The 8193-nt window shown below is 68.7% G+C and carries 8 protein-coding genes and 1 pseudogene; 6 read left to right on the forward strand and 3 right to left on the reverse strand.

Features of this window, described 5'->3' with window-relative positions; genetic code table 11:
* Window positions 1-167: 167 nt before the first annotated feature.
* On the reverse strand, window positions 168-1592 hold the full coding sequence (locus AB0L58_RS30040; RefSeq protein ID WP_364391714.1) for an MFS transporter: 1425 nt from the start codon (window positions 1590-1592) through the stop codon (window positions 168-170).
* 126 nt (window positions 1593-1718) lie between these two features.
* On the opposite strand from AB0L58_RS30040, the gene AB0L58_RS30045 reads away from it, so the two are divergent.
* From AB0L58_RS30045 to AB0L58_RS30055, 3 genes are all read left to right on the forward strand, one after another.
* A complete protein-coding gene (locus AB0L58_RS30045; RefSeq protein WP_364391716.1) occupies window positions 1719-2276 on the forward strand; it encodes a TetR/AcrR family transcriptional regulator in 558 nt (185 codons plus the stop codon).
* Between the two features lie 137 nt (window positions 2277-2413).
* Entirely contained in the window at window positions 2414-3019 is a 606-nt protein-coding gene (locus AB0L58_RS30050) for a cysteine dioxygenase family protein (RefSeq protein ID WP_364391718.1), read from the forward strand.
* A 76-nt stretch (window positions 3020-3095) separates the two neighbouring features.
* Complete coding sequence (locus tag AB0L58_RS30055) at window positions 3096-3488, forward strand: rhodanese-like domain-containing protein (RefSeq protein ID WP_364391721.1); 393 nt, start codon at window positions 3096-3098, stop codon at window positions 3486-3488.
* Window positions 3489-4065: 577 nt separating this feature from the next.
* Here the strand turns inward: AB0L58_RS30055 and AB0L58_RS30060 are convergent.
* Window positions 4066-5799: a GTPase gene (locus AB0L58_RS30060; RefSeq protein ID WP_364391724.1), complete on the reverse strand. Its 1734-nt coding sequence runs from the start codon at window positions 5797-5799 to the stop codon at window positions 4066-4068.
* 69 nt (window positions 5800-5868) lie between these two features.
* Window positions 5869-6075 (reverse strand): hypothetical protein, encoded by a 207-nt coding sequence (locus AB0L58_RS30065; RefSeq protein WP_364391726.1) that lies wholly within the window; start codon window positions 6073-6075, stop codon window positions 5869-5871.
* Between AB0L58_RS30065 and AB0L58_RS30070 the strand changes: the two genes are divergently transcribed.
* The 3 genes and pseudogenes from AB0L58_RS30070 to AB0L58_RS30080 all read left to right on the forward strand — a co-directional run.
* The gene (locus AB0L58_RS30070; RefSeq protein WP_364391728.1) at window positions 6056-6610 is read left to right on the forward strand and encodes a hypothetical protein; all 555 of its coding nucleotides are present in this window, start codon (window positions 6056-6058) and stop codon (window positions 6608-6610) included. The two genes, AB0L58_RS30065 and AB0L58_RS30070, sit on opposite strands and share 20 nt — an antisense overlap.
* A 6-nt stretch (window positions 6611-6616) precedes the next feature.
* The gene (locus AB0L58_RS30075) at window positions 6617-6982 is read left to right on the forward strand and encodes a hypothetical protein (protein WP_364391730.1); all 366 of its coding nucleotides are present in this window, start codon (window positions 6617-6619) and stop codon (window positions 6980-6982) included.
* Between the two features lie 35 nt (window positions 6983-7017).
* Window positions 7018-8193, forward strand: a pseudogene (locus AB0L58_RS30080) (hypothetical protein); the annotation flags it as partial.

Genomic DNA, 8193 nt, shown 5'->3' on the forward strand with positions numbered 1-8193 from the left:
CAGTCCACCGCAGTGACACGGCAGGCCATGAGTCGGGAAAGCACCGCACCCAACACATCGATCCAACCCCCAAGCGGCGTGCGACGGCAGCTCAACTGGAACGCAGATGTGCGCCCGGCCTACGCGATTCACGTGGGACGGGCGCACGACTATCTGTGCCGCGACGATCAGTCCACCGCGGTGACGCGGCTGGGCAACAGCCGGGAAAGCACCGCGCCCACCGCGACGATGGCGCCGCCGACCCACAGGGCGGGAATCAGACCGTCGACGAAGCTCTGCGGGTCCGCATAGGAACCGTGCGAGGCGAACACCGAGGCCAGCAGCGCGACACCCATCGCGACACCCACCTCACGGATGGTGCTGTTGGTACCCGACGCCATCGCCCGATCCTCCGCACTCGCACTGGCCATCACGACCGTGGAGCCCGGCGCGAATGTCAGGCCCATGCCGATGCCACCGAGCAGGAACGGCCCGACGAAGGAGACGTAACTTGCATCGACCGAAGTGATGGCCGCCATCCAGGCCAGCGCCGCGGCCAGCAATACCTGTCCGGTCGTCAGCAATGTTCGCGCGCCGACGCGGTCCACGACCAGACCGGCGAGCGGAGCGACCACCATCGGCGCCATCGTCCACGGCATGGTGCGGATGCCGGACTGCAGTGGACCGTAGCCCTGGACGACCTGAAAGTACTGCGCCAACAGGAAGATCGAGCCGAAGACGCCGACCGAGAAGGTAAAGCTGGTCACATTGCTCACCCGGAAGGCACGGGAGCGGAACAACCGCAGCGGCAGCATCGGATCGGGCGTACGCAGCTCCCAGGCGATCAACAAGCCGAGCAGCACCACTCCGCCGAGCAGCGCCGACAGCACTTCGGTCGAGGTCCAGCCGTCATCGGCACCGTGGATCACGCCCCACACCACCGAAAGCACACCGCCCGCGGACAACACCAGCCCCAGCGGATCCAACCGCTTGGCCCGCCCATGCGATTCGGTCAGCACCCGAGCCGCGAACGGCAGTACCAACACACCGATCGGCACATTGATCCAGAAGATCCACTGCCAGCTCAGCCCCTCGACGACCGCGCCACCGATCAGCGGGCCGAGCGCGACGCCGAGTCCGGAGATGCCACCCCAGATCCCGATGGCGGCACTGCGCATCCGCTCCGGGACCGCCGACGACAGCAAGGTCAGCGACAGCGGCATCACGGCGGCCGCGCCGAAGCCTTGAACCGCCCGTGCGGCGATCAGCATCCACGGTTCGGTGGCCAGTGCGCACGCGGCCGAAGCCACGGTGAACAGCGCGATACCGGTCAGGAAGACCCGGCGGCGGCCGAGCCGGTCACCGATGGACGTGGCAGTGAGCAGCAACGACGCGAACGACAGCGTGTAGGCGTTGACGAACCACTGCAGATCGGCCAGCGACGCGCCGAGTTCGGTGCGAATCACCGGCAAGGCATTGGTCACCACCAGGTTGTCCAGCGTGACCATGAACATCGGGACGCCGACGGCGGCCAGCACTGCGGCGATTCGAGAGCCACCGATGCGCTGTTCGACGAGGGGCGGCGGGGCGGCGGTTTCGAGTGTCTCGGACATGTCCAGCCTTTGTTGTAATCGACTGATAACTAACTGCTCGAAGAGTATGCATCGACTGATAACATGTCAAGAGCAACCGGCCGCCCGACGAAGTGGAGCACGATGGCGAGTTCAACCCGAACCCGAATGACCGCCACCGAACGCAGCGAGGAAGTACTGCGCGCGGCCGTCGCCGCCTTCGCCGAATCAGGTTACGCCGCAACGAAAACCGATGAGATCGCGCGCCGCGCCGGCGTCTCGCAGCCCTACGTCATCCGCCTGTTCGGCACCAAACAGCAGCTGTTCCTGGCCGCGACGAACCGGGTCTGCGACCGCATAGAGGACATCTTCCGCGCGGCCGCCGCCGAGGGCATCACACCCGACTCGACGCAGGACGAGAAGATGCGCGCGCTCGGCAAGGGCTACAACACGTTCCTCGACGAACGCGAACTACTCCTGGTGCTGCTGCACGCCTTCGCCGCCGCCTCCGATCCGGCCATCGGCCCGGACGTCCGCAAGCGCTTCGGCGGCATCTACAGCGTGGTCCAGGAGCTCACCGACGCGTCCGTCGAGGAGATGTGCCGCTTCCTCGGCACCGGCATGCTGCTCACCGTGATGGCCGCCATGGGAGTGGCAGGCCCCGACTCGGTCCAGGTCTGCTGGGCCACCGACATGCTCGAAAACCTCGCCGCCGAGAGCGACTAGGTCGGCGGATTCTGCTCACGGTGATTGTGACCGGTGGCAACGGCCGCGTGGAGCCGGACAATGCGCGAGACCGCTTTCATCGCGGTCGTTGGCAGCGCAGTCGATTTGTCCACCACGACCAGTCAGGAGTATCTCGCTTGACCACATCACTGCCGGTGAATCTCAAGCACACCAACGATATTCATCCCGCCGTCGATGTACCGCTGATGCGCGCGGCGGTATGTCCGGAGCGGATGCTGTGGTCGCCCACGGAATTGCGGGAGTTGACCAGGTCGGTCGCCGCCACCCTGGCGACACCACTACTGGACATCGTGCGTTTCGATACGCAGCAACGTTGGTGGACCCGGCTGGCGCTGACCATGGGCGTCGAGGTGTGGCTACTGTCGTGGGCACCAGATCAGGGCACCGAACCGCACGATCACGGTGGCGCCGCCGGCTCGTTCACCGTATCCATCGGTGAACTCGGCGAGGAATACCGCCATGCCGACGGACCGGTGCGCACCGCGCACTGGCAGGCCGGCGAAACGGTCGCATTCGGACCGGAGCGGGCACATCGGCTGCACAATCACAGCACCCGCCCAGCCGCCTCGGTACACGCGTACTCGCCACCCCTGCGGCCGGTCCGCGAGTACCGTGCTCTCACGGATTTCGTTGGCGTACGTGCGAACGCAGTGAGCGAACAGACAACACAGCCGCCAGAGCCGGTCATGCCGGAGCCGAGCGCCAGCGAGGCGCGGGCATGAGCGAACGCAGTGAGCGAACAAACAACACAGCCGCCCGAGCGGTCATGCCGGAGCCGAGCGCCAGCGAGGCGCGGGCATGAGCGCCGAGGACAGCCTCGACCGGGCGCGGGCCAAGCTGAATCGCGTCGACCCGGAACAGACGGCGGCACTGCTGGCCGACGGCGCCTTGGTCGTCGATATCCGCCCACACGCCAACCGCCTGGCCGAGGGCGAAATCCCCGGCTCGGTCGTGGTGGAACGAATAGTGCTGGAATGGCGACTCGACCCGACCGGCACGCACCGACTGCCCGGTCTCACCGAGCACACTCCGGTGGTGCTCGTCTGCAACGAGGGCTACGCCTCCAGCCTGGCCGCCGCCGACGCACTCGAACTCGGCCTACACCGAGCCACCGACCTCATCGGCGGCTTCCGCGCTTGGCAGGCGGCCGGACTGCCGGTAGTCCCGGGCGGCACACCCGCAGTCCCCTAGCCGGCCGCCTACCAACCTGGTGGCGCGCCACAGGGTTCCAGCGCGAACTGCCGCATATCCGGTGCGCACCTGGGTTGTTGCCGCAACACTCGGTACTGCACCCGCACTCTCGGCCCGGTCAGCCCCGTGGCTGGTCGCCGCGGTAATGGCCGAGCCGGGCTTGCGCGGGGGCGGCGCCACCGCGACCATGCCCCAGACGTGGCCGGCCACATGGTGCGCGGCTCGGACCCGGGCGAACCGGCCCCCGATCCGGTCCATCAACGAATTCAACTCGACCACAATACGATCCACCACCACATGACAGAACAGCGAGCACGAACTCGCCCAAGTGCAGGGCGCAACCCGCGCAAAGCCCGGCCGAGCGTTGGGCCGCAGCAGCAAACGCCGCTGCGACGCTTCATCTTCCATTTGCGTTGCCCGAACCGTTTCGGGGAGATCACCGACGAAGGCGGCAGGCCGCGGTAGAACTGACCGACGATCTGACCGCCCTGCATTCGTCCTACTCGATGACCCTGCGACAGCTGGCCGCGCAGACGGACCGAGGTCCGCTACCTGCCTACCGCCCGTATCGCCGCCATCAACCAACGGCGACGACGTCGGCGGGCTGCAGCAGACCGGCGGCGCGAACACGGATGCGCTGCAGGCATTCCAGGTTCGCGGCGACGGTGGAGAGTTGGTCGCGGCGGTCGGCCTCGTGGCGGTCGACGGTGTGCGCGGCGGCGGCGATGGCGTCGTCTGCCTGCTGGCTGTGCGCATCCGCGACGTCGGTGAAGTGGTCGCGCAACGTGCGCTGCACCTCGCGCAGCCGTTGCTTGGACTCCTTGCCGACCTGGAGGGAGACCTCGTCCATCAGCTTGCCGACGGCGATCCTTGCTTCCAACTGCCGGCGTTGCTTCACCGATTTGAAGTCCTCCCACACCGTATGCCCGCCCAGCAGCAGACCGGCCGCGATCGACCACGGGTTCACCAGCGCCAAGCCGACCAGCGTGGTGACCACGCCGATCATCAGCACGCCACTGTAGGAGCCGCGCAGCGCGTTCACCGCCCGCTGCGCCACCGAGCCCTTGGCGCTGTCGAGTTCCTCCAGCTGCCCGTAGCCTCCGAGCACCGACCGAGTGTCGGCGATGCGGATGCGCGGCACCGCGTGCCGTTCCTCGTCTCCGAACTTCACCGCGACGGTGCCCGCCAGCTCCACCGAAAGACGTTGCGCCAGCTGGAAGTTCTCACCCACCTCGGTGGCGATACGGTCGTTCAGCCAGCTGCCGAACCGCGCCCAGCGCTTGGCCGGATCCGATTTCGCGATGTCCTGCTCGGCCTCACGGATCAGTGCGCGCAGCCGGTTGCGCAGATCGTGCTCGACGGCCACGTTGAGTTCGGTGACGCCGTCGCCGAGCGCGTACTGCCAGTTGGAGGTCCGCTTGCGTAGCGCCACAGCGGCCTGGCGGGCCTGCTCCAGACCCGCGCGGGCCGCCAGGCCCAGTTGGGGGTCCTGGAGCCGGGACAGTTCCGCATTCAGCGCCAGCGTCACCTGATCCGACACCACCCGGACGTCGTGGATCACCGACTCGCGGGCCAACACGTCGGAGCGGGCCAGCAGATAGTCCCGGATGTAGTCGATCAGCTGCGGGATGCCGGATTCGACGATCCGATCCGGGTTGCCGCCGCGGTGCCCGGACCGGTGCAGTTCGGTGGACACCGGCAGCAGCGGCAGGTCGAGGCCCGCCTCGGTGAGCAGCTTGCGGTTGGCCTTCTGCACGTCGCCCCATCGCGAATTGGTGTCGATCTTGTTGATCACGCCGGCCACCACCGGGCACACCTGCTGGATCTGCTGCAGATAACGGATCTCCGCGAGGCTGTACTGGCGCGCGGCGTCGGATACGAACAGCACCGCGTCGGCGGTCGCGAGCAAGTCCGAGCGGGACTCGATTGCGGTGAGACCGGGGGCGTCGACGAGGACCACCCCGTCGGCGAGCAGTTGCGCCGGCGCGGCCACCGTCACCTGGCCGCCGCGTCGGGCGGTAGTGCGGAATGCCTCGCCGTACTCGATCACGGTCGGCGTCTGCGTGCGTTGCCCCACGGGGCAGACGTCCGCGGCCACCAGGGCGTTGACGATCGAGCTGAGCCCCTTGCGGGATTCGCCGGTCACGACGATGCGCAGGTGATTGTCACCGATGCGGCGGCGGGCCGTGGTCAGCCGCCGGGCAAGGTCGGTGCGGCCGGCGGTCTCGGTCACCGACTGCAGTTCGGTGAGAATTTCGGTCATCGAGGCGGTCACGTCGGACAGTTCGGCGACCAGTACAGGCGTGCTCACGGTGAAAGAAGTACCTCTCTGGTGTCTCGGACCCCGCCGGATCGCGACGGCGTCCGAGACCGGGGTGAATCAGTGCTGGAGAAGGGTGGTGTCGTGGCTCGCGTCGGTGGTCGGTTGGACCGTCGACTCGGTGCCGGAAGTCAGGCCACTGGACAGGCCGCTCGAGTGCGAGTCGGTCAGTCCGCTGTGGTCTGCGGTGCTGCTTGCGCCCGTGGTGACATCGGTGTGGGTGGTCGTGGTCGCGGCCGAGTGACCGGTGTCGGTCGAGCTGGTCACATCGGTGTGCGTGGCGTTCGATCCCGACGTGCTCGCGCCGGTCGAGGCGGACGTGCCGGCCGACGGCGCACTCGCCGTGGTGGTCGGCGCGGTCGCACTCGAGCCGCTGTGCGACGTGTCGGTGCTGGTGCCGCTCGAGCTCGATGTGCCCGCCGAGGTCGACGCGGTGCTGCCGGACTGCAGCTGGGTGACGTTGTCGCTGGTGTGCGAGCTCACGTTGCCGCCGGCGCTGCTGGTGCCGCCGAGATCCGCCTTGGGGGCCGAACCGGAGCCGCTCGACGTGCCGGTGTTGTCGGTCGTGGTTGGAGCGGCGGATTGCGTGGTCGCCGTGGGACCGGTGGCCGCCGTCGAGCCCGAGGTCACGGCCGCGCCGGTCGTGGCCGAGTGCGAGCCATCCGTCGTGATCGTCGTGGTCGACTGGGTGGTGCCGGTGGTGCCCGTCGATCCTGTGGCGCCGGTTGTCGACGTGTGCGAAGCGCCCGTGGTCGAGGTGCCGATCGTCGCGGCCGCCCGGGCATCCGTGCTGGTCGCCTGAGACACCGTGGACGCCAGCGAGGTGCTGGCGGCGTTCGACGCCGACGCCGCCACCGGGGTCGCCACCACCGGCTGCATGGCCGCGGACGCGTCGGTGGCGGCCGCCGCCGTGGTGACGGTAGCCGCGGTGTGCGCCGCGGCCGTGCCGGTGGACTGGCCGATGGACGACTGGGTCAGCGAGGTGCTGCCGGTCGCGCCCGGATTCGCCGACGAGCTGGTGACCAGGTTCGGCGAGAAGCCGGCGTTGTGCGCGGCGCCGGCCGCGGTGCTCTGTGAGAAGGTCGGGCGGAGGTCGGCCGACGGGGCGTTGCCCGTACCCGCGGACGGCGCGTTGCCGCCGGTGGTCTGCGCCGGCCGGGAATCGCCCAGCTGACTGCCGGCCTGCGACGAACCCGGACGAGTGCCCTGGTGGCCACCACGATTGTCGTCACCGTGCGAGCCGGACCGGTTGTCGTCATCGTGCGAGCCGGACCGATTGTCCCCGTAGGGCCCGGTCGAGCGGCCGACGCCGTGCCAGCCGTCGTGATCGGCGCCCGAATGGTCGTTGTCGTGGTCGGTGACGCCCCGGCCGTTGTCCCGATCGCCGTGGTAGTCATCGCGATCCCGGCCGCCGACACCGGACCGGCCGCCGTCGAAATCACCCGCGGTATGGCCGCCGACACCGGCATCGGCATGCCGGCCGATACTCGAACCGCCGCCGAAGTGGCCGCCGAGGCCCGAATGGGCGGCCGCATGCCCGAAATCGGCGGCCGGCGCCTGGCCGTGTCCCGCGAAACCGAGCTGCCCGCCGGCATGTCCACCGAATTCGGCGCCGCCGTGGTCACCGGCACCGAAACCAGCACTGTCGTGGTCGCCGTCGAAGCCGAGGCCGCCGTGGCCCGAACCATCGAATCGCGCACCACCGTGGTCACCACCAAAACCAACGCCACCATGACCCCTGCCGCCGAGTCCAGCGTTGTCACTGGAGTCGCCGAAGGCACCGAAGCCGCTGTGCGAACCCGGACCCGCAGCGCTGGTCCCGCTGCCGACGTTCACTCCGAACTCGAAACCGACGTCGCCGACAGTGACGCCGACCTCGACGCCCGCCGCGTCGCCGACCGGAACGCCCGGCCGGCCGTCGGCGGACACGCTGTCCTGGACCACGCTGGTAGCCACAGTCGCCGAGAACGCGGGCGCCCCCGGGCCGAGCGACGCGCTGACCGAGTGCACGTCGTCTTGCTCCACCCGAGTCTCCGTGAAGGACCCGCCTCCACCGCCGAGCGGGGTGGAGGCGCCACCGGCAACCCGGACGCTGTCCTCGGTGACCCGGTGCTCGTCCACGGTCTGGAAGCTGGACCCGAACCCGTTCAGCGAGGCGTCGGTCTCGTGCACGGTGTCGGACTCGGAGTGCGATTCGTCCACCGACTCGTAGGCCGAGCCGAACGGCGTGTTCACCGCGCGGGTGACCAGTTCGTCATCGGTCTCGCTGTGTGCGGAGTCGATGGTTTGCGAGCCGCCGAACAGACCCGTCTCGCTGTTCACATGCAGGCTGTCATCCTCGATATGGGTGCGCCCCACGGTCTCCGAGGCCGAACCGAACGGAGT

Origin of the sequence: Nocardia sp. NPDC052112, from assembly GCF_040680135.1 — a bacterium.
Taxonomy (GTDB): Bacteria; Actinomycetota; Actinomycetes; order Mycobacteriales; family Mycobacteriaceae; genus Nocardia.

What these genes read in the sequence shown, in the direction of transcription:
- AB0L58_RS30040 (WP_364391714.1), bottom strand. Translation starts at nt 1,592, where the DNA reads ATGTCCGAGACACTCGAAACCGCCGCCCCGCCGCCCCTCGTCGAACAG.
- AB0L58_RS30045 (WP_364391716.1), top strand. Translation starts at nt 1,719, where the DNA reads ATGACCGCCACCGAACGCAGCGAGGAAGTACTGCGCGCGGCCGTCGCC.
- AB0L58_RS30055 (WP_364391721.1), top strand. Translation starts at nt 3,096, where the DNA reads ATGAGCGCCGAGGACAGCCTCGACCGGGCGCGGGCCAAGCTGAATCGC.